This is a genomic window from Streptomyces sp. NPDC058001 (assembly GCF_042886315.1).
GTDB lineage: Bacteria > Actinomycetota > Actinomycetes > Streptomycetales > Streptomycetaceae > Streptomyces.
Genome location: NZ_JBHVQT010000007.1, coordinates 173,604 through 196,411 on the forward strand (window position 1 = coordinate 173,604; position 22,808 = coordinate 196,411).

A 22,808-nucleotide genomic window follows, 5' to 3' on the forward strand; every position below is an offset into this window, starting at 1 on the left:
CGTTGCCGCCGGCGCCCTCTCCGATACGTACAGTTTCGGCCGTGTAATCACTCGGTTCGATCTTCGGATGATCGATCGCGTGTCCGAATTGCACGAATTGTTACTCACTAGATCGTGATCTTTCTCTAAAGCCCGGCGAGTTTGCTGCCGAAGAGGTTTGTGACCTTGAAAGCACGGTTCGTCCCGGCTTCATCCCCAGAGCCGGCCCCCGTCCCGCACCCCAGGAGGGCCTTGTGTCCGTTCTCCTTGAGCAGCCCGCAAGCCTGGTCGCCTACCGTCCGAACAAGCCCACCGCCATGGTGGTCGTGGCCGACCCGCGCGTCCGCTCGACCGTTACCCGCCACCTATGGGCGCTCGGGGTGCGCGATGTCATCGAGGCGTCGTCCGTCGCGGAGGCCCGCCCCCGCATCGGCAGCCCACGCGACATCTGCGTCGCCGACGTCCATCTGCCCGACGGCAGTGGCCTGACCTTGCTGTCCGAAACCCGAGCCGCGGGCTGGCCCAACGGCCTCGCCCTCTCCGCCGCCGACGACATCGGTGCCGTACGCAACGCCCTCGCGGGCGGTGTGAAGGGCTATGTCGTCACCGGTACCCGCACCAACATCGGGCTCCCCACCCGACCCGGCGCCGCCCCCATCGGTGCCGCCGCCGCCCGTATGCACCGCCGCCCCCCGGGTACCCCGAGCCACCCGGGTGGCTACCGCGAGTTGTCCGGCCGTGAGGTCGAGGTGCTGCGACTGGTGGCGGAGGGCCAGTCGAACAAGGCCATCGGCGTCTCGATGGGCCTGTCCGCACTGACCGTCAAGAGTCACCTGGCCCGTATCGCGCGCAAGCTCGGTACCGGCGACCGAGCCGGGATGGTGGCCGTGGCGCTGCGTACCGGCATCATCCACTGACCGGTTTCCGCCGGTACCGCGCCCGTCGACGGAACGTTCCGTCGACGGGCGCGGTCTATCCGCAAGTACCCTTGACAGGTGACCGACGCCCAAGAGACCGCAGCAGACACATCACTGCGAACCACCGGGGGCGCCCCTCCGGACGACGGCGTCACAGGCGTCTCGGCGGACGGGGCGCCCATCCCTTTGCTGGAGCCACGTGACGGCATCCCGCCGGTGGTCGCCGACGACGCGGCACTGGCCGAGGTCGTCGCCGCCTTCGCCGCGGGCAGCGGCCCGGTGGCGGTGGACGCGGAGCGCGCGTCCGGCTATCGCTACGGGCAGCGGGCCTATCTCGTACAGCTGCGCCGTGAGGGCGCGGGCACCGCGCTGATCGACCCCGTCGCCGTCTCCGGCCTCTCCGCACTCGGCGACGCGCTGGCCGACACCGAGTGGGTGCTGCACGCCGCGACCCAGGACCTGCCGTGTCTGCGGGAGATAGGCATGCGTCCGTCCCGTCTCTTCGACACCGAACTCGCCGGGCGGCTCGCCGGGTTCCCCCGGGTCGGCCTGGGCGCGATGGTCGAGGGCGTCCTCGGGTACGTCCTGGAGAAGGGCCACTCCGCCGTCGACTGGTCGACCCGGCCGCTGCCCGAGCCCTGGCTGCGGTATGCGGCGCTCGACGTGGAACTCCTCGTCGACCTTCGGGACGCGCTGGAGAAGGAACTGGACCGGCAGGGCAAGCTCGACTGGGCCCACCAGGAGTTCGACGCCATCGCGTCGGCGCCGCCCGCACCGCCCCGCAAGGACCCCTGGCGTCGTACGTCGGGGATGCACAAGGTGCGCAGGCGGCGGCAGATGGCGGTGGTGCGGGAGCTGTGGGAGACCCGGGACCGCATCGCGCAGCGACGTGACGTGTCCCCCGGCAAGGTGCTCACGGACACGGCGATCGTCGAGGCCGCACTCGCCCTGCCGCCGAACGCGCAGGCGCTGGGCGCGCTGCCCGGTTTCGGTCACCGGGTCGGACGGCGCCAACTGGAGCAGTGGCAGGCCGCCGTCGACCGGGCCAAAGCACTGCCGGACTCGGCGCTTCCGCAGCCCGGACAGCCGGTGACCGGGCCTCCCCCGCCGCGTGCCTGGGCGGACAAGGACCCGGTGGCCGCAGCGCGGCTCTCGGCGGCGCGGGCCGCCGTGTCGGCACTGGCGGACGAACTGACGATGCCGCAGGAGAACCTGATCACGCCCGACACCGTGCGGCGCGTCTGCTGGGAGCCGCCGGCGGACTCGTCACCCGAGGCGGTCGCGGCGGCCCTCGCCACCCATGGCGCCCGCCCCTGGCAGATCGAGCAGGTCACACCGCTGCTGGTCACGGCCCTGAAGGCCACGGCGGGCACCGACTGAGGCCGGGGCGGCCGGTTCCGCCCTGACGCGCCGGGACCCACCCCGACTCGCCGGGTCCCGCTCCACCGGGGCGGGACCAGCCCCGCCCGGCCGCACCGTCACAGCCAGGCCGTCGACAGCCAGACGGTCACGGCCGCCGTGAGCATGAGCGTGATGTTGAGGGCGATCCGGCGGTCCCCGAGCCGCAGATGCACCCTGATCGCGCCGATCTGGAGGACCACGAACCCGATGGCGGCGGCCAGGGCCAGCGAGGGCGCGATGCCGGTCAGCGGCGGGAGGATCAGCCCGATCGCGCCGAGCACCTCGATCAGACCGATGGCCCTGACGGCCGGCATCGGCGTGCTGTCCACCCACGCCATCATCGGTCGCAGCCGCTCCCGGCTCCGCACCACCTTCACCCCACCCCCGTAGAGGTGGAAGAGCGCGAGCAGGCCGGCGACGATCCCATAGGCGACGTTCACCGGGCGAAGTCGGTGGCCGGCTCGGTGGCGTAACGGCTCATCACCCGGATGGTCGCCTCCGGGGTCAGTGTCTGGCCGCCGGCGATCATGTCCCGCAGATCCCGGAAGTACCGCACATACAGATCCGGTGTGAACGTGCTGAGCATGACGGCCGGTTGGTCGGTCACGTTGGCGAAGGTGTGCGGGGCTCCCGGCGGGACCATCACGAGGGTGCCCGCCACGGCGTCGTAGTCCTTCTCGCCGACCGTGAACCGCACGGACCCGGAGATGACGTAGAAACCCTCGTCGTGCTCGGCGTGACGGTGCTGCGGCGGTCCCGGCGTGTGCGGTGCGAGGACGGACTCGGCGAGCCCGATGCGGTGCCCGGTGTTGCTGCCGTCTTCGAGGACGCGCAGTCGCGTGCGGCCCAGGAAGATCGTCTCACCGTCGTCCGGGCCGACCACCGATACGGCGGGGTCGGCCGTCTGCTCATGGGTGTTCGGTTCGTCAGTCATGCTTCGATTGCACTGCCGGAGCCCCGCGACTGTCCAAGACCCGTTCCGCGACCTCGATGCCGTACGGGTATCGTCCCAGCATGGAGCTACGTACGCTGCGCTATTTCGTGGCGGTCGCCGAGGAACTCCACTTCGGTCGGGCGGCCTCCCGGCTGCATATGAGTCAGCCGGCCCTGAGCCGGGCGATCAAGCAGCTGGAGAGCGAGGTCGGCGCCGCGCTGTTCGACCGGTCGTCCGCCGGTGTCGCGCTCACTCCGGTGGGGACGGTCCTGCTCGACGAGGCGCGTGCCCTGCTCGACCGGGCGGACCGGGTACGCGTACGGGTGGCCGCCGCGGCCGGCGCCGCGACCCTCACCGTCGGCATCCTGGGCGACAGCACCGACCCGGCCGCGACCCGGCTGGCCGGCGCCTACCGCCGGCGGCATCCGGATGTCGAGGTCCGTGTCCGTGAGACCGATCTGACCGATCCCACCTGTGGGTTGCACGCCGGACTGGTCGATGTCGCCCTGACCCGTGGGCCGTTCGACGGGACCGGCCTGAGCGTGAAGGAGCTGCGCGCGGATCCGGTGGGGGCGCTGCTGCGCGCCGACGATCCGCTGGCCCGGCGCGAGGGCCTGAAGTCGGCCGACCTGGCCGACCGCCGCTGGTTCCGGTTCCCGGCGGGCACCGACCCCCTGTGGCAGGCGTACTGGAACGGCGGGGAACCCCGCGAGGGTCCGGTGGTGCGGGCGGTCCAGGAATGCCGGCAGGCCGTTCTCTGGAACGGCACGGTCGGCATGACGCTCCTGGACCACGATCCGGGCGAGGGGCTCACCGTGGTGCCGCTGGTCGACATGCCGCCGAGCCGGGTCGTGGCGGCGTGGCACGAGGGCGACACGAACCCCTTGATCCACTCGTTCGTACGGATCGCCGTCGCCGCGTACCGCGAGTGAGCGCCACGGCGGGTGCGCTGTTCGCGTGCGCCGTTCGCGTGTGACGTTCGCCGCTCCGGGCAGGGGGGCTGGGCAGTCTGGTTACCCGCAAGTAGCATGGCGGTATCCGCAGCGCGCCGGGCCAGTCGTCGGAGCGCGCCGCGCGGCAGTGCCGTCCCGCATCTGGAGGAGAGCCATCGTGCCTCGTACCGTCAGGGACGTCGTCTTCGTCGACGGCGTCCGCACCCCGTTCGGCAAGGCGGGCCCGAAGGGCATCTACCACGAGACCCGTGCCGACGACCTCGTCGTGAAGTCGATCCGGGAGCTGCTGCGCCGCAACCCGGCCCTCGACCCGGCGAAGATCGACGAGGTGGCGATCGCGGCCACCACGCAGATCGGCGACCAGGGGCTGACCCTCGGCCGCACCGCCGGAATCCTCGCGGGTCTGCCGCAGTCCGTGCCCGGCTACTCCATCGACCGGATGTGCGCGGGCGCGCTGACCGCCGTCACGACGACCGCCGGTTCCATCGCCTTCGGCGCGTACGACATCGTCGTGGCCGGTGGTGTCGAGCACATGGGCCGGCACCCGATGGGCGAGGGTGTCGACCCCAACCCGCGGTTCGTCAGCGAGAAGTTGGTGGACGAGTCGGCCCTGTTCATGGGCATGACCGCGGAGAATCTGCACGACCGCTTCCCGCACCTGACGAAGCGGCGCGCCGACGAGTACGCCGTGCGCTCCCAGGAGAAGGCCGCGAAGGCGTACGCGAACGCGAAGATCCAGCAGGATCTGGTACCGATCTCGGTCCGCCGCACCACACCCGACACCGGCGAGACCGGCTGGGGTCTCGCCACCCAGGACGAGCCGATGCGGCCCGGCACCACGCTGGAGTCCCTGGCCTCCCTGAAGACCCCGTTCCGTACGCACGGCCGGGTCACCGCGGGCAACGCGGCGGGTCTGAACGACGGCGCGACCGCCTCACTCATCGCGTCCGAGGACTTCGCGCGCGCGAACGACCTGCCCGTCAAGATGCGTCTGGTCTCCTACGCCTTCGCGGGCGTGGAGCCCGAGGTGATGGGCTACGGTCCGATCCCGGCGACCGAGAAGGCCCTCGCGAAGGCCGGTCTGTCGATCTCCGACATCGGCCTGTTCGAGATCAACGAGGCGTTCGCCGTGCAGGTGCTCGCCTTCCTCGACCACTACGGCATCGCCGACGACGACGCCCGCGTCAACCAGTACGGCGGCGCCATCGCGTACGGCCACCCACTGGCCTCGTCCGGCGTCCGGCTGATGACCCAGCTCGCCCGGCAGTTCGAGGAGCAGCCGCACGTCCGGTACGGACTGACCACCATGTGCGTCGGCTTCGGCATGGGCGCGACGGTCGTCTGGGAGAACCCGCACTTCGAGTCCGCCGGAGGCAGCAAGTGACCACCACCGCTGAACTGTTGAAGGGCGCGGCCGAGCTGTTCCCGGACGAGGTCGTCACGCAGGCGCAGGTCCGCCATCTCGATCTCCCGGGCACGGCGTACACCAACGCGTCCGCCGCGGGCCGCCGGTTCGCGCTGATCACCCTCGACAACGGCTTGGACCACACGAAGCCGACCACCTTCGGGCCGCGATCCCTGGCGAACCTGGACGCCGCGATCGACCAGGTCGAGAAGGAGGCCGCCGACGGGTCGATCGTCGGGGTCGGCATCACCGGCAAGCCGTTCATCTTCGCCGTCGGCGCCGACCTCAAGGGCGTCGAGCTGCTGACGAACCACGCGGACGCCCTCGCCATCGGCAAAGGCGGCCACGATGTGTTCAAGCGGCTCGCGGATCTGGCCGTGCCGACCTTCGCGTACTACAACGGCGCCGCGATGGGCGGCGGTGTCGAGGTCGGGCTGCACTGCGCCTACCGGACCGTGTCGGCGGCGCTGCCCGCCTTCTCGCTGCCCGAGGTCTTCCTCGGTCTCGTGCCGGGCTGGGGCGGCTGCACGCTGCTGCCGAACCTGATCGGCGCCGACAAGGCCGTATCGGTCGTCATCGAGAACTCGCTGAACCAGAACAAGCAGCTCAAGGGCGCCCAGGTCTATGAACTCGGCATCGCCGACGCGCTGTTCGAGGGCGCCGACTTCCTGGAGCAGTCGCTGATCTGGACCGCCGCCGTCCTGGCGGGCGAGATCGCGATCGAACGGCCCGAGGTCGACCGCGGCGAGGCATGGGACCAGGCCGTGGCCCGGGGCCGGTTCATCGCCGACTCCAAGGTGCACGGCGCCGCTCCGGCCGCCTACCGCGCGCTCGACATCATCGCCGCCGTCAAGGACGGTGACCTCCAGGCCGGGTACGACGCCGAGGACCGGGCGCTCGCCGACCTCATCATGGGCGGGGAACTCCGCGCCGGGCTCTACGCGTTCAACCTGGTGCAGAAGCGCGCCAAGCGGCCCGCGGGCGCGCCCGACAAGAACCTCGCCCGCCCGGTGACGAAGGTCGGCGTGGTCGGCGCGGGTCTGATGGCCTCGCAGCTCGCCCTGCTGTTCCTGCGCCGCCTTGAGGTGCCGGTCGTGCTGACCGACATCGACCAGGAGCGGGTCGACAAGGGCGTGGGCTATGTCCACGCCGAGATCGACAAGCTGCTCGGCAAGGGCCGGATCAACCAGGACAAGGCCAACCGTCTCAAGGGCCTGGTCACCGGCGTCCTCGACAAGGCCGAGGGCTTCGCGGACGCGGACTTCGTCATCGAGGCCGTCTTCGAGGAGATCGGCGTCAAGCAGCAGGTGTTCGCCGAGGTCGAGGCGGTGGCGCCGGCGCACGCGATCCTCGCCACCAACACCTCGTCGCTGTCGGTCAGCGAGATGGCGTCGAAGCTTCAGCACCCCGAGCGGGTCGTCGGCTTCCACTTCTTCAACCCGGTCGCGATCCTGCCGCTCCTGGAGATCGTCCGCGGTGAGCAGACCGACGACGCGTCGCTGGCCACCGCGTTCGCCGTCGCCAAGAAGCTGCGGAAGTCCGCGGTCCTGGTGAAGGACGCCCCGGCGTTCGTCGTCAACCGCATCCTCACCCGCTTCATGGGCGAGATCCAGAACGTCATCGACGAGGGCACCCCCGTCGAGGTCGCCGAGAGGGCCGTCGAGCCGCTGGGGCTGCCGATGTCGCCGCTGGTCCTGCTCGAACTGGTCGGCCCTGCCATCGGTCTGCATGTCTCCGAGACCCTGCACCGCGCCTTCCCGGACCGCTTCACGGTCTCCGAGAACCTGGCCGCGGTGGTGAAGGCGGGCAAGCGGGGCTTCTATGTCCACGACTCCGGTAAGCCGGAGTTGGACCCCGAGGTGGCCGCGCTCCTGAAGCAGGGCGACAGCGTCCTGACCGAGGAGCAGGTACGGGCGCGGGTCCTGGACGCGGTCGCCCAGGAGATCGGTCTCATGCTGGACGAGGGGATCGTCGCCGAGGCGCAGGACATCGACCTGTGCCTGATCACCGGCGCGGGCTGGCCGTTCCACCTGGGTGGCATCACGCCCTACCTGGACCGGGAAGGCGTCTCCGAGCGGGTCAACGGGCGGCCGTTCCTGGCACCGGGCGTGGCGAGCGTTCCGGCTTGACGGCCGAGGGCAGGTGATGAGGGGTGTACGGGGATTCCCGTGCACCCCTTCAGCCGTTGTGCGAGGAAACTGACCCCATGGTGACTCTGATGATCGTCGATGGTGCCAATGTCGTCGGGTCGGTGCCCGATGGGTGGTGGCGGGATCGGCGGGGCGCCGCCGAGCGGCTGCGGGACCGGCTCGTCGGGTACGCCGACGAGGGCGTCGACGGATTCCCGGGCCCTCTGGACATCGTGCTGGTGGTCGAGGGCGCCGCACGCGGTGTGCCGTCGGTGCCGGGCGTCCGGGTCGAGGACGCGCCGGGCAGCGGCGACGACCACATCACCCTGCTGGCGACCGAGGCGCGGGACCACCCCTGCGTCGTCGTCACGGCCGACCGCGAACTGCGCCGCCGGGTCACCGACGTCGGCGCGCGGACCGTGGGGCCACGGACCGTGTACGGGAGGTGAGCGCCGGCGCTGTCCGCGCTAGACGGGCAGCTTCGGCAGATGGCGGCCGAGCCTGCTGTGGGACTGCCCGTAGAAGAAGTACACGGCGACGCCGATGACCATCCAGATACCGAACCGCAGCCAGGTCTCGGCGGGCAGGTTCAGCATCAGCCAGCCCGACGCGAGGACCGACAGGATCGGCACCCACGGGACCAGCGGGGTGCGGAAGGAGCGGTGCAGATCAGGACGTTGCCTGCGCAGCAGGACGACCCCGATGGCGACGACGACGAACGCGAACAGGGTGCCGATGTTGACGAGTTCGGCGAGTTCGTTGATCGAGGTGAAGCCGGCCACGATCGCGACGATCACCCCGAGCAGGATCGTCGTGCGGTACGGAGTGCCGAAGGTGGGGTGCACCTTCGAGAAGACCTGCGGAAGCAGCCCGTCACGGCTCATCGCGAAGAACACCCGGCTCTGGCCGAGCAGCAGGATCATGCAGACCGAGGTGAGCCCGACGGCCGCGCCGAAGCTGATGAGCCCGGCCCAGAACGGATGCCCGACCGCCTTGAACGCGTCGGCGAGCGGGGCGTCGACGGTGAGGTTGGTGTACTTCTGCATCCCGGTGACGACGACGGACACGGCCACGTACAGGATCGTGCAGATGAGGAGGGAGCCGAGGATGCCGCGGGGGACGTCGCGCTGCGGGTTGTGGGTCTCCTCGGCCGCGGTGGCGACGATGTCGAAGCCGATGAACGCGAAGAACACGACGGCGGCGGCGGTGAAGATGCCCATCACACCGAAGTTGGACGGGGTGTAGCCGAACATCAGCTGGATGAGCGGCGCGGTGATGTCCGCGCTGCCGGCGACCGGCTGGGCCGGCGGGATGAACGGCTTGTAGTTGGAGCCGGTGATGAAGAACGAGCCGACGACGATCACGATCAGTACGACGGTGACCTTGACGGCGACGATGACGCCGGTGACCCGCGAGGACAGCTTCATGCCCAGGACCAGGATGCCGGTCAGCACCAGGACGAGGACGCACGCGAGCAGATCGAAGCCGAAGGTGCCGTTCTGGGTGCCGGCCAGCGCCTGCGGGAGGTGGAGTCCCGCGGTGTCCATCAGGGACTGCACATAGCCGGACCAGCCGACCGCCACCACGGCGCAGCCGAGCGCCAGTTCCAGGACGAGGTCCCAGCCGATGATCCAGGCCGGGAACTCGCCCAGCGAGGCGTACGAGAAGGTGTACGCGGATCCGGCCACGGGGACCGTCGACGCGAACTCGGCGTAGCAGAGCGCCGCGAGGGCGCACACGACGCCCGCGACGACGAAAGCGATGGCGACCGCGGGGCCCGCCGTCTCCTTGGCGATCTTTCCGGTCAGGACGAAGATGCCGGTGCCGATGATGACGCCGACGCCGAACACGGTGAGATCGAGCGCGGACAACGACTTCTTGAGGGCGTACTCGGGCGCCTCGGTGTCCCGGATCGACTGCTCGACGCTCTTCGTCCGGAAGAGGGTGCTCACGGGTGTTACCTCCCACGCTTGTCGTCCTCGACATGATCGAGAGGGCTGGGGTTCCGTCTGCCCCGGCGCGAGCGGATTCACGCGAACGGGCCGATTCCACCACCCATACAGGCAGAGAAACCGACCCGTTGTAGACCGTTCGGACTACGCACCTACCGCCGGAAGGACCCCCCGGCACTCACCCGGCGCGGCGGACCCGGCGGACCCGGCGGACGCTCAGTCGCGCACCGGATCCACGGCGTCGACCGTCGCCGACCGCGCGAAGCGGCCGTCGAGTTTGGCGACCAAGCCCGTGACCTGGCGGGCGATGTCAGGAGCCGTCAGGCCGATCTCCGCCATGACCTCCTTACGCGAGGCATGGTCGAGGAAGCGCGGCGGAATGCCGAAGTCCCGCAGCGGAACGTCGACACCGGCGTCCCGCAGGGCCTGGGCGATGGCCGAACCGACGCCGCCCGCACGGGAGTTGTCCTCGACGGTGACGACGACCCGGTGCTGCTCGGCGAGCGGCGCGAGGGCCTCGTCGACGGGCTTGACCCAGCGCGGGTCGACGACGGTGGTGTGGATGCCCTGCTTGTCGAGGAGCCCGGCGATCTCCAGGCACATCGGGGCGAGGGCGCCGACGGAGACCAGCAGGACGTCGGGGCGGTCGGCGCCGGCCTTCCGTAGGACGTCCATGCCGCCGACCTTGCCCACGGCCTGCACGGCGGGGCCGACGGCGCCCTTGGAGTAGCGCACGACGGTCGGCGCGTCGGAGACGGTGACGGCCTCGCGGAGTTGGAGGCGTACCTGGTCGGCGTCGCGCGGTGCGGCGATCCTGAGGCCCGGCACGCACTGGAGGATGGACATGTCCCACATGCCGTTGTGCGAGGCGCCGTCGGTACCGGTGACCCCGGCCCGGTCCAGGACGAACGTCACTCCGCACTTGTGCAGCGCGACATCCATCAGGAGTTGGTCGAAGGCGCGGTTGAGGAAGGTCGCGTAGACCGCGAAGACGGGGTGCAGGCCGCCGGTGGCGAGGCCCGCGGCGGACACGGCGCCGTGCTGTTCGGCGATGCCCACGTCGTACACACGGTCGGGGAAGGCGTCGGCGAACTTCTTCAGGCCGACCGGCTGGAGCATCGCGGCGGTGATGGCGACGATGTCGTCCCGCTCATGGCCGAGCTTGACCATCTCCTCGCCGAACACCGACGTCCAGTCCATGCCGGACGCGGCAATGGGCAGACCGGTGTCGGGGTGGATGGGTCCGATGCCGTGGAAGCGGTCGGCCTCGTCCTGCTCGGCGGGCTGGTAGCCGCGGCCCTTCTCGGTGAGGCAGTGCACGATGACCGGGCCGCCGAACCGTTTCGCGCGGGCGAGCGCCGACTCCAGTGCCTCGATGTCGTGACCGTCGATCGGGCCGACGTACTTGAGGCCGAGGTCCTCGAACATGCCTTGCGGGGCGATGAAGTCCTTGAGGCCCTTCTTGGCGCCGTGCAGCGTCTCGTAGAGCGGACGGCCGACGACGGGCGTGCGCTCCAGGAGGTCCTTGCCGCGGGCGAGGAACCGCTCGTACCCGTCGGTGGTGCGCAGGGTCGCCAGGTGGTCGGCGAGACCGCCGATGGTGGGCGCGTAGGAGCGTTCGTTGTCGTTGACGACGAGGACGAGGGGGCGGTCCTTGGCGGCGGCGATGTTGTTCAGCGCCTCCCAGGCCATGCCGCCGGTGAGGGCGCCGTCCCCGATGACGGCCACGACGTGGTCGTCCTTGCCGAGGACCTGGTTGGCCTTCGCGAGGCCGTCGGCCCAGCCGAGGACGGTCGACGCGTGCGAGTTCTCGATGACGTCGTGCTCGGACTCGGCGCGCGAGGGGTAGCCGGAGAGGCCGCCCTTGGCGCGCAGGTTCGAGAAGTCCTGACGGCCGGTGAGCAGCTTGTGCACATAACTCTGGTGCCCGGTGTCGAAGAGCACCCGGTCCCTCGGCGAGTCGAAGACCCGGTGGAGCGCGATGGTCAGCTCCACCACACCGAGGTTGGGGCCGAGGTGGCCGCCGGTCTTGGACACCGCCTCGACCAGGAAGGTCCGGATCTCTCCGGCGAGCTGGTCCAGCTCCTCCGGGGTGAGCCGGTCCAGATCGCGCGGTCCCGTGATGCGGGTCAGCAGCGGCACCCGTGCCTCCTTGCGATAGAGCTGTTCGACAGTTGCCGGGTCTGCCGAGTCTAATGTTCCGTCCACCCGGACGGTGCCCTGGGTTCGGGGACGTACGTCACCCGTTCGGGTGTATTCGAACCGGCGTGCACGGCCCGCATGAAGGTGCGCGTGCCTGTGCCCCGCGCCGGGTGTCGGCGCGGGGCACTGGGCAGTCGGGCAGGGCCCGGACCGGGCGGGCGGACGATCAGGCGCGGCCCGCCGTCTTCTGGGTCTTGCGGGTCACGGCGTCGATGACGACCGTGGCGAGCAGCACCGCACCGGTGATCATGTACTGGATCGGCGAGGCGATGCCCTGGAGAGCAAGGCCGTACTGGATGGAGACGATCACCAGGACGCCGAGGAGGGCGTTCCAGGTGCGGCCCCGGCCGCCGAAGAGGCTGGTGCCGCCGATGACGGCCGCCGCGATGGCGTTCATCAGGAGGTCACCGGCGCCCGCGCCCTGGTTGGCCGACGCGATCTTCGACGCGATGAACAGGCCGCCGATCGCCGCGAAGGTGCCGGAGATCGCGAAGACCGAGATCCGGACCATCTCGACGTTGATACCGGCACGCCGGGACGCCTCGACGCTGCCGCCGAGCGCGAAGATCTTCCGGCCGAAGGTGGTGCGGCGCAGCACGAAGTCGGTGAGCAGCAGCACCGCGATGAAGATCACCACGGCCAGCGGCAGACCCTTGTACTGGTTGTAGAGGATGGCGACGGCGAAGGCGAGGACGGCCAGGAGCGCCGTCCGCACGATCGTTTCCGCGAGCGGCTGGGACGGAACCCCGGCGGCCTCACGGCGGCGGTTGCCCAGGTACGAGGTGAGGAAGTACCCGGCGACCACGACGATCGCGAGCGCGTAGGCGGCGGCGACATCGGTGAAGTAGTAGCTGGTCAGCTTGGCGACGACGCCGTTGCTGTCCAGGTTGATGGTGCCGTTGCTGCCCAGGATCTGGAGCATGAAGCCGTTCCAGAAAAGCAGCCCCGCGAGGGTGACGGCGAAGGCGGGCACACCGATCCGGGCGAAGAAGAAGCCGTGGATGGCGCCCGCGGCGGTGCCGGTGAGGATGGCCAGGACGAAGGCCAGCCACTCGTTCATGCCGTGCGTGACACTGAGCACCGCGAAGGCGGCGCCCGCGACGCCGCTGACCGAGCCGACGGACAGGTCGATCTCGCCGAGCAGCAGCACGAAGACGATACCGACGGCGATCATGCCCGTACCGACCATGTTGACCGAGATGTTGGAGAGGTTCTCCGCACTCAGGAAGTTGGAGTTCAGGCTCTGGAAGATGATCCAGATGATGATCAGGCCGATGACGACCGGCAGGGAGCCCAGGTCGCCGGCGCGCATCTTGCGCTTGAACTCGGAGACATAGCCGCCCAGGCCCTGTTCGCGGACGAGCAGGCGCGGGTCGACGGCGGTGACGGCGGCCGACGCGGCCTCGGTGTTCTCGACCGAGCCGGTGGGAATCGTGTCGGTGGGCGCGGAGCCGCCCTTGTCGATGGTCACTTCTGGGCCTCCCCATGACGCGCCGCACGACGGGTCACGGCATTCTCCGTGGCGCCGGTGATGGCGGAGATGATCTCTTCCTGCGAAGTGGACTTGACGTCGAAGACGCCGTTGTTCCGGCCGAGCCGGAGCACCGCCACCTTGTCCGCGACGGCCTTGACGTCCGCCATGTTGTGGCTGATGAGGATGACGGCGTGGCCGCGCTCCCGCAGCCGCTCCACCAGGTCGAGCACCTGGGCGGTCTGTTCGACGCCGAGCGCGGCGGTGGGCTCGTCGAGGATGACGAGCTTGGGCGCGCCGAGCATCGAGCGGGCGATGGCGACGGTCTGCCGCTGGCCACCGGAGAGCGAGGCGATGGGGATGCGCACGCTGGGGATGCGGATCGACAGGGTGTCGAGGAGTTCGCGGGCGCGGCGCTCCATCTCGACCTCATCGAGCACACCGTGCCGTACGACCTCACGGCCGAGGTACAGATTCCCCACGACATCGATGTTGTCGCAGAGCGCGAGGTCCTGGTAGACCGTCGCGATGCCCAGGTTCTGGGCGTCGTTCGGCCGGTTGATCTGAACCGGCCGGCCGTCCCACTCGACGACTCCGTCATCGACGGGATGCACGCCGGCGATCGTTTTGACCAGCGTGGACTTTCCGGCGCCGTTGTCGCCGACCAGGGCGACCACCTCACCGGCGTGGACCTCAAGCTCTACGTCGGTGAGCGCCTGGACGGCACCGAACCGCTTGGAGACCCCGCGCAACGCCAACACGGGCGTAGCGGACACGTGAACCATCTCCTTCGCCGCCTGACCGGCGGGGATGCCGCGCCGGGTCGGGCGCGGAGGGTTGAGCGGAAGGACAGCAGAATCCCCTCGGCGAGGGGGTGTCGGCCGGAGGCCGCTCCGTGTTCTGCCCGATGCCCCGCCGGTGCGGCGGGGCGATGGTGGCGGGACACCGGGCAGGTCTGGGGGGCGCTCCGGCCGCGCACGGGGAGCCCGCCGGAGCGGGTTCCCACGGGACGCGGGACGGGTCTGCCTACTTCAGGCCGATCTTGTCGCAGGCGGACTTGTACTGCGCCGAGCAGATCTCGTCCAGGGTGTAGAAGCCGTCCTTGATGACGGTCTCCTTGATGTTGTCCTTGGTCAGCGAGACGACCGGGACGAGCACCGACGGAACCTGCTTGGTGGTCGGCGAGTCGACCTTGTCCTTGGCGATGGAGTCGAGCGACTCGCCCTTGCCGAGCGCGACGGCCATCTCGGCGGCGACGGCGGCCTCCTGCGGGTACGACTTGAAGACGCTCATGTACTGCTCGCCGGTGACGATGCGCTGCACACCGTTGAGTTCGGCGTCCTGACCGGTGACCGGCGGGAGCTTGGAGAAGCCGGCGGCCTTCAGGGCGGTGATGATGCCGCCCGCCATGCCGTCGTTGGCGGAGTAGACGCCGATGACCTTGTCCTTGCCCAGGGCGGAGATCGCGCCCTCCATGTTGGCGTTGGCGTTCTCCGGCTTCCACTCCTTGGTGTCGTAGGACTTGCCGATGTTCACCTTGCCCTCAAGCACCGAGAGGGCGCCCTTCTTGAAGAGGGCGGCGTTCGGGTCGGTGGCGGAGCCGTTCATCATGACGATGTTGCCGGCCTTGGGGTCCGAGCCGAGGGCCTCCAGGAGGGCCTTGCCCTGGACACGGCCGACCTCTTCGTTGTCGAAGGAGGTGTACGCGTCGATCGGGCCCTGCGCCAGGCGGTCGTACGCGACGACGGGGATACCGGCGTCCTTGGCCCGCTTGACGGAGCCTTCGATGGCCTTGGCGTCCACGGCGTCCACGATGAGGACGTCCACCTTGTTGGTGATCATCGTGTCGACCTGCTGGTTCTGGGTGGTGGCGTCCTGCTTGGCATTGGCGTAGGTGACCTTGCCCTTGCCGTTCGTCAGCTCGCTGACCTTCTTCTCGATCAGCGGCTTGTCGAACTTCTCGTAGCGCGCGGTCTGGTTCTCCGGCAGGAGCAGACCTATGTTCAGCGCGTCACCCTTCTTGGAGCCCCCGGACTCCTTGGACCCACCGCCGGACTCCTTGGCACTGCCACAGGCGGCCAGCGAGACGGCCATCGCGGTGGCGGCCACGGCCACGGCTGCACGACGCATACGCGTGTTCACTTCAGAAACCTCCCTGACGAGGCCGCGTCGTTGCGGCCGAGGTGGCTGGAAGTCAACTCGGCCGCCACGCCAGCGTCAAGGAGTAAATCCTTAACGAGATGACAACGGTGCCATGCGTGAACTAAGTGAAGGCAGGTGTAGCCACCTGGACAGAACCGTCCAAAAGGGTGGAATCACCCATCTCGCTGAGTGCCAGCGCAAGGGCCCCGAGCACCTCGGCACGACCGCCAAGTGCCCCAGGAAGTACGGAAAGACGACGGGCCGCGCTGGGTATGGCATACCTTCCGACGGATTCCCTGATGGGCCCGAGAACCAGTTCTCCCGCCTCCGCCAGATCGCCACCGAGGACGACCCGGCTCGGGTTCAACAGATTGCAAAGATTCGCCACACCGCTGCCGATGTGACGCCCGACGTCCGCGATCACGCGACGGCAGCCCGGGTCGCCGTCACGCGCCAGCCTGACCACCCCTTCCATGGTCAGATCCGTACCGTGGCTCGACTGGAGGAGCGGCAGCACATAGCGCGCCGCCGCGAAGGTCTCCAGGCACCCGCGATTGCCGCAGCGACACACGGGTCCCGATTCGTCGAGTGTAATATGTCCGATTTCTCCCGCAGTTCCACCGGGACCCCGATAGATCTGTCCACTGATCACCAGACCCGAACCCACACCGCTCGCGACCTTGATGTACGCGAGGTCCTTGACGCCCCGTCCGCTGCCCCAGACCAGCTCGCCCAGTGCGCCCAGATTGGCGTCGTTGTCCACGTAGACCGGCACGCCGAGCCGCCCGCGCAGTTCCTCGGCGGGCTTGGTGCCGGTCCAGCCCGGCAGTATCGAGGTCGACCCCAGGGAGCCCGACTCCACATCGATCGGACCGGGGACGCCGACCCCGACGCCCGCGACCTTCTCGCGGTCCACGCCGGTCCCCGCGATCAGCCGGTTGACCAGGACTTCCGCCCGGTCGAAGCCCTGCGCGGCGGAGGCGTCCACATCGAGGGGTTCCGACTCCTCGGCGAGCACCTGGTGGGCCAGGTTGCCGATCGCCACGCGCAGGTGGGTGTGCCCGAAGTCGACGCCGATGACGATGCCCGCGTCACCGCTGAGCGAGACGCTGCGGGCCCTGCGGCCACCCGCCGACGTGGGCGTGACCTCGACCGTTCCGCCGTCCTTCAGCTCCCGGACGATGTTGGAGACCGTCGCGGCGGAAAGCCCCGTGGTCCGCGCGATCTCCGCCTGGGTGAGCGACCCGGCCAGCCGCACCGCGCGCACCACGCGCTCCAGATTGGCCCGGTGCAACGACGATTGCGACCCCGGAGTCTCCATCGACTCATCCACCTCTGCCCTCTGCGGGGCGGACGCGATGCCGCCCCTGTGGCCCGGATCACACCAGCGGAACCCGGGTCATTTACAAGTTGTGAACTCCAAGCTCCGCTGAACGGGTTACCGCAGTCAAGTCCTTGACGGAAATCGGTTACCGACCCTCCACCGGGGACGACCGGCCGGAGGGGGATGCGGCCGGGGCGGATACGGTGCCGGAACAACCCGCGCACAGCTGCCGGGCCGGCCACGGGGAGGGTGACTTGGACGGCGTCACATGGATGGCGGACGTCTTCGACACGTACTGCGCGACGTTCGCGCGGGGACTGGACGTCGAGGAACTGGTACGCGGGCTGGGCGGGGATCCCGCGCGGATCCTGCCCGCCGTGTCGGACGGCGACGCCTTCACGCTCGCCATGGACGAGGGTCCGGTCGCCCGCCTGGGTACCTGCGCGGGGTGGGCGTTCGCCCTGGAGCACTGGAGCGCCGAGGGAATGGACCGGGCCACGCTGCGGCGGGTCTCGGCGGGTACGGAGGCGGTGGTGCTCCTGGACAGCGGGACACCGCCGAAGTGGTTCCTGTACGCCCGTGACGGTGAGGTCGTGGCGGACTTCGAACCCGGGGTCGAGGCGGCGCAGATGGGCGGCGCCGACCCTGCCTCGCTCGTCCCCGCACTCCACGCGGCCGGTCTTCTGCACGCTGACGGCACCACGGTCCCCGACACCGACCCGAGCCCTCTCATCCTCGGCATGACGGAGCAGGCGTTCGGTCTGAGCCTGCCGCGCGAGCCCCTCGAACACGGAGTTCTGCCCGCGGTCGTCCTCACCCGCTCGTAGGGGGTCATGGGCGGCCGGACCGCGGTACGCGCTCCCGGTCCGGCCGCCCCGCTTCACCGGCGTACGGGCGTCATGAACGAGTCCGCACGAAGCAGATCTGGGCCAGGTCCGTGCACTCCTCGAAGCCAGGGGTGCTCAGATAGAACCGGTCCTTGTCCAGCACCCGGTTCTTGGGCACGAAGAACAGACCGATCCGGTTGGCCGCGCCCGAGTTCTCGTCGCCGGGAATGCTGGCCCGGCCACAGATCTCGGTCCAGGTGTTGACCCGGGAGTAGGTGGGGTCTTCGAGGATGGTCCATCCTCCGCCGGCCACCGGCGACGCGTAGATCTGAGTGCAGTCCTTTCCGGACATGACGGCCTGCGGGGGCATTCCTCCGCTCTGGTAGGTGGCCGCGAACGGATACTCGTCGCAGCTTGAGGTTCCGCCCGGCGGCCTCGACGCGGGGTTGCCGACGAACCTGTCCGGGCCCGACTTCGGGCACACCAGATCCCGGTTCTGCTGCTGCCGGACCGAATCCGCGAGGTAGTTCAGCGGCTCGTTGTGGTCCCGGCTGCCCGGATGGGACGGCAGCTTCTGCATGAGGATCCAGTAGAAGGCCGCCGCCGAGGGGTTCGCCGCGGTGTTGACGACGTAGGTCGGGATGTACTCCGGGAAGACACATCCCGGCTTCCCCCTGGTGGCCTTGGCTTCGAGGTCGCAGCGGACGTCCATCTTTCCGCCCGCCACCTCGAAGTCCGCGCCGCCGTTCGGTGCTCCCGCCATGGTCGACGAGATGATCCAGTTCAGGTGCATGGTCTCGTGGCCCGATGTGCCCTGCCAGCTGTGGTCGATCGTGCCGACCGCCGTATGCATGTCACCCGGTGCCCAGGTGGCCGGGACGGACCAGATAATGCCTCCGGACGAGCACTTCCCGGAGCAGAAGGACTGGAGGTTGATGCCGACCGAGGGAACCTTCGGATCCACGATCGTCGGTCTGATGGTCACCGTCTGCCGGAATGTGGCGCTCTCGATGTCGAGAGCGATCTCGTGCTCGTACGCGTAGATGTTCTGGGCGATCGGCACCCCGTCCTTGTAGACCGTGGCGGAGAAGGTGTCCTGTAGGCATGCCTTCGTTCTGCTGAAGAACTTCGCCGAACCGTTCTGGTCGCAGAAGTCGGCGGCGCTGATCCCTGGGGACGACGGGGTGGTCGGGGAGGGCTTCTTCTTCGCCGGGTCGTCGGGGAATTCGAGGCAGACCTCGGTGTTCTTCTTTCCGTTGACGGGCCGGCAGTCGAAAGCGTCCGGGTGCTTCCCGGTCGACCTGTCCGCCGTGGCCGACCGTACTCCGGGGCGCGGGAAGACGTCCCCGGGCACCGTGGTCACCGGCTCCACGTCGGCGGGCTCGGGTGCGTTCGGGTCCCCCTCCGGAAGCCGGATGTCGGGGATCAGGTCGTAGTTGCCGGGGACGAACGCGACCGCGTCGAACGCGACGTCCTTGTCACCCGTGCCGTCCGAGGCGATCGAGTTGAGCCGTACCTCCGGCGTGTTGTCGAAGCGGAAGGCGCCGAGCGACACCCAGCGGTTGCCGTTCCCCGGCTGGGAGATGGTCCGGCGCTCCGTGCCGTGGGCCGTGTCGATCTCGTAGGTCGCCCTGGCGGTCTGGGCGCCGTGATCGGGAAGGTGGACCATCACCTTCGCCTGGCTCTTGAGCGGGTCCTTCAGCCGCCACTTGCCCTCGATCTTCAGCCGCATGCCCTTGTCGTCGGCGATACGGGTGTGCCCGAACCAGAAGTGGCCGCCGAAGCCTGCGCCGAGTTGGTGGAGGTCGACCTTCGAGGGGTACACGGTCTCGGTGCCGTTGTTCGAGAACTGGAAGGAGAAGGTGCCGGCGTTGGACCAGCCGCTGTTGGAGCAGCCGGAGCGGACCACCGGGGTGCCTTCGGGGACGTCGTCGACGATCAGGGCGCCCGACGGCAGCCCGCTGGTGGTGCAGGCGGGTGGATAGGCGGTGCCGTCGGCCTCCTCGGGCATCGTGTTGGCGAAGCGGATGAACTCGTACCCGCAGGTGTCGACGCAGTCGGTCTTCCAGGTGACCGGTTTGTTCCACCAGCACTTGAAGTCCGCACGGCCGCACGGCCCGCTGGTCGCGCTGTCGTTGGACGCCGAGTCGGAGATCCGGCTCGGGTCACAGGAGTTGGAGGTGTCGCAGAACGCGTTCTCCGGCGCCTTCACGCCCGCCCGGTTGTACAGGGCGCTGCCCTTGACGGTCACCGCCTCTCCGGTGCCGTTCCAGGTGGCCTGCCGGAAGGCGGGGACCATGACGCCCGGGGACTCCAGGAAGGACGGCGGGTGGGCGGCGAAGCCTAGGACCTTCTCCTGGTAGGGCCAGTTCTGCGGGCGCGCCGCCGCGCTGGCGTCGTCGCCGCCGGCCGCGTTCTCCATGAACGGGAGCCTGCCCGCGTCCCATTCGGGGTTGGCGGGGTTGTTGGCCCAGCCCAGACCCCACGGGGAGCCGTCGGAGGTCTTGGCGTAGAAGCCCGAGTTGTACGCCCACAGGGCGTAGTACCAGTTCTCGGGGCGGCCCGACGTGCCGTGGTTGACGGTCATGCCGGCGGCCCGGGTCTCGTTCCACTTGGAGATCAGGATCTGGAGGCCCGCCGCGATGTTGGCGGTGTAGTCGAGCGCGACGGCCCGCTGCTTCTGGTAGTCCCAGGCGGCGCCGCCGTGTCCGTCCTCGCGCCCGGCCATCCGCATGTGGTCGGTGACCTGCGTGATGCCGTAACCGCAGTCCGCCTCGGCGAAGTCGACGTCCCAGTCGTTGGCGCTGGAACCGTCGTAGAGGTCGATGCCGTAGTAGTTGCCGATCAGCGGGTTCGCCGTCACACCCGGCACCGCCGACCGCGCGGCCTGCCACATGTTCGACTCCTGCGCGGTCACCCCGAGCATGACCTGTGCCATCGCCCGGCCGCCGCCCTCGACGACCGGGTTCAGGAAGAGGTTCTGCGGCTGGTACGCCGGCATCCCCAGGTTCTTCCAGTTCGCCGGGCGGCTGATGTGAGTGTTCAGATATCCGGTGACCGCCATGTCCACGGCCCATTCGACCTGGCGCGGCTTGGGCTGCATCGCCTGGTTGCGCGGGTCGTTGCGCGGGACGGAGCAGGTGCGCTCGTCCTCGACCGGGTCGGTCGGCGACGACGCCGCCACCGCCTTCGCCGAGGGGCCGGAAGCCGCCTTCCCGGAGGACGCGGCGCCGGTCAGACCCGGCGACATCGCGCGCCCCTGCGCCGCGTGCTCCGACTCCCGCCGCGCCGGATCCACCGTGAACGACGCCTCGCGCCCGGAGTCCCGCACGGTCATCGACAGCTTGACGGTACGGGCGCGGCCCGCGTCGCCCGGCTGCAGCAGCGTCCCCTTGCCGTCACCCCACTCCGGGTGTTCCAGGACGGACGCGCCCCGCGTGGAGACGGTCACGTCCTTCGGCGTCCCCGCCAACCGACGTACGGTACCGGGCAGTTCGGCGGAGGCCGCGGTGCGCTTCGTCGCTCCGGTGACGTAGACGGTCCCGGCGCTGCGGGTCAGTCCGGTCTCGGTCGCCCGGCCCTGCGCCAGGACGGCCGGGCCGGTGCCGGCGGCGTCCGGGCGGGCGACGGCCGATGCGCCGATCCGCTTCACGCGCGCCGTCTCGCCCCGATTGTCGAGGAAGACCAGACCCCCGTCCCCGTCGGGCGTCAGCCGGTACGGGACCCCGTCGGTACGGGCCAGCGCGGTACCCCTGCCCCGCGCGTCGATCCGTACCACCTGCGCGCCCGACGCGCCGACGACGGTGCCATCGGCCGCCGGTACGGCCGACGTGACCTGTCCCTTGCTCCGGATCGGCTCGGCCACCGCGCCGGTGCGGGTGTCCAGGCGGATCAGCCGGGTGCCGGGCAGGTCGTCCCCGCCGGACTGCGTAAGGACCGCGCTCTCACCCGTGCCGCAGCCCGGGTTGTAGTACGACAGTGACGCCTTGACCTTGAGCTTGGTGACCTCACCCGATGTCAGGTCGACCACGGCGGTGAAGGCGCCGCGCGCCATCAGCGCCGGTTTGTTGGTGAACGTCCGCGGCGCGTACACCACGACGGCCCGCTTCCCGGAGCCGGTGACGCAGATGTTCCCGATCCAGGCGTCCGCGTCGAACCCGGGCTCCGACAGCGTCGCCGCCGTACGCCACGCGTAGCCGTCCCGCTCGCGGGCCGTCAGGACGTGGAAGCCGCTCGCGTCACCGCTCGTCGTCCACGCGACATCCCCTGACTCCTTCCAGTCCTTGCCCAGTAACGCGGTCCGCTGGGCGGCGGGCACCGCGTCGGGAGCCGGCGCGGCGGGCGTCTCGCGCGCCTCGCCGCCCGGTCCGGGGGCCGCGGCGCCTGCCGACCCCTGGACCGTCCCCGCGAGCATCGCGGCGGCGGCCAGAACCGCCGCCCACGACACCCGTCGTCTTCTGTTCGGTATCACCCTGAACTCCTCACCGGCATGCCGATGTCCCCGCTCGCGACGGAATCACGCCGCGGGCGGGGCACATCGGACGAAATAGGGGCGGGCTGACGGAAAAGCGGCTCAGGAATACCAGTAGCCGCTGCAGGAAAGGGTGTTCTCCCAGGCGTTCTTGTAGCAGACGCGATACGCGTACCCGGCGCCGCCGATCATGTTGGACCAGTCGCTGCCGTTGCTGACCGCCGAGACACTGAGGGACTTGGTCAGGTCCCAGGTGTTCTTGTTCCAGGACTCGATCGTGGCGTAGTCGGGACCCCACGGGGAGTCCTTGGTGACCACGCGGACCCAGCCCGCGTCGCAGGTCGCGGACCAGCGCAGCTCCGCGTACCGATAGGAGTCACCGGTGGACTTCTTGGTCGTGGCGCCGGCGTCGCAACCCGTGGCCACCGGGCCCTTGTTGGTACATCCGGTCCCACTGCAGGTCGCCGCGTACGACGTGCCCGCGAGCGGTACCAGCGTCATGACGGTGGCCGCGCCCACGACGCCGGCGGCCTTCTTGATCAGGTGCTTCTTCACCCTTGTCCTTCCCGATGACCTCGGGGCCCCGCGCGTCCCCCCGCGGCCCCTCGTTGACATGGGCATTCAATCCGGGCGTCGTCGGGGTAACCACCACTGATCGGTGGTGGCGCGAGAGGCGCACCCGCCGATCGGTGGAGCGTAAT

17 protein-coding genes are annotated in these 22,808 nt (G+C 69.7%); 7 read left to right on the plus strand and 10 right to left on the minus strand.

Annotated features, from left to right (window positions below; all coding sequences use genetic code 11):
* The first annotated feature begins 233 nt into the window (after window positions 1–233).
* Together ACFVT5_RS18950 and ACFVT5_RS18955 are read left to right on the plus strand one after the other, a co-directional pair.
* Window positions 234–896 carry a LuxR C-terminal-related transcriptional regulator gene (locus tag ACFVT5_RS18950; protein WP_389888639.1) on the plus strand — a complete coding sequence of 221 codons (663 nt, stop codon included), beginning with the start codon at window positions 234–236 and terminating at the stop codon, window positions 894–896.
* A gap of 78 nt (window positions 897–974) precedes the next feature.
* Window positions 975–2,276: an HRDC domain-containing protein gene (locus ACFVT5_RS18955; protein ID WP_389888642.1), complete on the plus strand. Its 1,302-nt coding sequence runs from the start codon at window positions 975–977 to the stop codon at window positions 2,274–2,276.
* Between the two features lie 98 nt (window positions 2,277–2,374).
* On the opposite strand, the gene ACFVT5_RS18960 is transcribed toward ACFVT5_RS18955, so the two are convergent.
* Together ACFVT5_RS18960 and ACFVT5_RS18965 are read right to left on the minus strand one after the other, a co-directional pair.
* Window positions 2,375–2,737 carry a DoxX family protein gene (locus ACFVT5_RS18960; protein ID WP_389888645.1) on the minus strand — a complete coding sequence of 121 codons (363 nt, stop codon included), beginning with the start codon at window positions 2,735–2,737 and terminating at the stop codon, window positions 2,375–2,377.
* Window positions 2,734–3,231: a cupin domain-containing protein gene (locus ACFVT5_RS18965; protein WP_389888648.1), complete on the minus strand. Its 498-nt coding sequence runs from the start codon at window positions 3,229–3,231 to the stop codon at window positions 2,734–2,736. The genes ACFVT5_RS18960 and ACFVT5_RS18965 overlap by 4 nt, the downstream gene beginning before the upstream one ends.
* Before the next feature lie 80 nt (window positions 3,232–3,311).
* On the opposite strand from ACFVT5_RS18965, the gene ACFVT5_RS18970 reads away from it, so the two are divergent.
* The 4 genes from ACFVT5_RS18970 to ACFVT5_RS18985 all read left to right on the plus strand — a co-directional run bounded on the left by ACFVT5_RS18970 (window position 3,312) and on the right by ACFVT5_RS18985 (window position 8,167).
* On the plus strand, window positions 3,312–4,163 hold the full coding sequence (locus tag ACFVT5_RS18970; RefSeq protein WP_389888650.1) for a LysR family transcriptional regulator: 852 nt from the start codon (window positions 3,312–3,314) through the stop codon (window positions 4,161–4,163).
* Window positions 4,164–4,341: 178 nt separating this feature from the next.
* A complete protein-coding gene (locus tag ACFVT5_RS18975; RefSeq protein ID WP_389888653.1) occupies window positions 4,342–5,568 on the plus strand; it encodes a thiolase family protein in 1,227 nt (408 codons plus the stop codon).
* Window positions 5,565–7,718: a 3-hydroxyacyl-CoA dehydrogenase NAD-binding domain-containing protein gene (locus ACFVT5_RS18980; protein WP_389888655.1), complete on the plus strand. Its 2,154-nt coding sequence runs from the start codon at window positions 5,565–5,567 to the stop codon at window positions 7,716–7,718. Before ACFVT5_RS18975 ends, ACFVT5_RS18980 begins: the two co-directional genes overlap by 4 nt.
* A 77-nt stretch (window positions 7,719–7,795) precedes the next feature.
* Entirely contained in the window at window positions 7,796–8,167 is a 372-nt protein-coding gene (locus tag ACFVT5_RS18985) for an NTP pyrophosphohydrolase (protein ID WP_389888658.1), read from the plus strand.
* 18 nt (window positions 8,168–8,185) lie between these two features.
* Here ACFVT5_RS18985 and ACFVT5_RS18990 read toward each other — a convergent pair whose 3' ends face one another.
* The 6 genes from ACFVT5_RS18990 to ACFVT5_RS19015 all read right to left on the minus strand — a co-directional run bounded on the left by ACFVT5_RS18990 (window position 8,186) and on the right by ACFVT5_RS19015 (window position 16,806).
* Complete coding sequence (locus tag ACFVT5_RS18990) at window positions 8,186–9,670, minus strand: amino acid permease (protein ID WP_389888661.1); 1,485 nt, start codon at window positions 9,668–9,670, stop codon at window positions 8,186–8,188.
* Between the two features lie 216 nt (window positions 9,671–9,886).
* The gene (gene dxs, locus ACFVT5_RS18995; protein ID WP_389888664.1) at window positions 9,887–11,812 is read right to left on the minus strand and encodes a 1-deoxy-D-xylulose-5-phosphate synthase; all 1,926 of its coding nucleotides are present in this window, start codon (window positions 11,810–11,812) and stop codon (window positions 9,887–9,889) included.
* A gap of 226 nt (window positions 11,813–12,038) precedes the next feature.
* Complete coding sequence (locus tag ACFVT5_RS19000; RefSeq protein ID WP_389888667.1) at window positions 12,039–13,343, minus strand: sugar ABC transporter permease; 1,305 nt, start codon at window positions 13,341–13,343, stop codon at window positions 12,039–12,041.
* Window positions 13,340–14,128 carry an ATP-binding cassette domain-containing protein gene (locus tag ACFVT5_RS19005; protein WP_389888670.1) on the minus strand — a complete coding sequence of 263 codons (789 nt, stop codon included), beginning with the start codon at window positions 14,126–14,128 and terminating at the stop codon, window positions 13,340–13,342. The genes ACFVT5_RS19000 and ACFVT5_RS19005 overlap by 4 nt, the downstream gene beginning before the upstream one ends.
* A gap of 241 nt (window positions 14,129–14,369) precedes the next feature.
* On the minus strand, window positions 14,370–15,473 hold the full coding sequence (locus ACFVT5_RS19010; RefSeq protein ID WP_389888673.1) for a substrate-binding domain-containing protein: 1,104 nt from the start codon (window positions 15,471–15,473) through the stop codon (window positions 14,370–14,372).
* Between the two features lie 133 nt (window positions 15,474–15,606).
* A complete protein-coding gene (locus ACFVT5_RS19015) occupies window positions 15,607–16,806 on the minus strand; it encodes an ROK family transcriptional regulator (protein ID WP_389888675.1) in 1,200 nt (399 codons plus the stop codon).
* A 257-nt stretch (window positions 16,807–17,063) separates the two neighbouring features.
* Here ACFVT5_RS19015 and ACFVT5_RS19020 point away from each other — a divergent pair, with 257 nt between their 5' ends.
* Window positions 17,064–17,636 carry a DUF6461 domain-containing protein gene (locus ACFVT5_RS19020; RefSeq protein WP_389888678.1) on the plus strand — a complete coding sequence of 191 codons (573 nt, stop codon included), beginning with the start codon at window positions 17,064–17,066 and terminating at the stop codon, window positions 17,634–17,636.
* Between the two features lie 70 nt (window positions 17,637–17,706).
* On the opposite strand, the gene ACFVT5_RS19025 is transcribed toward ACFVT5_RS19020, so the two are convergent.
* Window positions 17,707–22,107, minus strand: a complete 4,401-nt coding sequence (locus tag ACFVT5_RS19025; RefSeq protein ID WP_389888681.1) for a hypothetical protein — start codon at window positions 22,105–22,107, stop codon at window positions 17,707–17,709.
* A 102-nt stretch (window positions 22,108–22,209) separates the two neighbouring features.
* Entirely contained in the window at window positions 22,210–22,662 is a 453-nt protein-coding gene (locus tag ACFVT5_RS19030) for a DUF2690 domain-containing protein (protein ID WP_389888684.1), read from the minus strand.
* Between the last annotated feature and the right edge of the window lie 146 nt (window positions 22,663–22,808).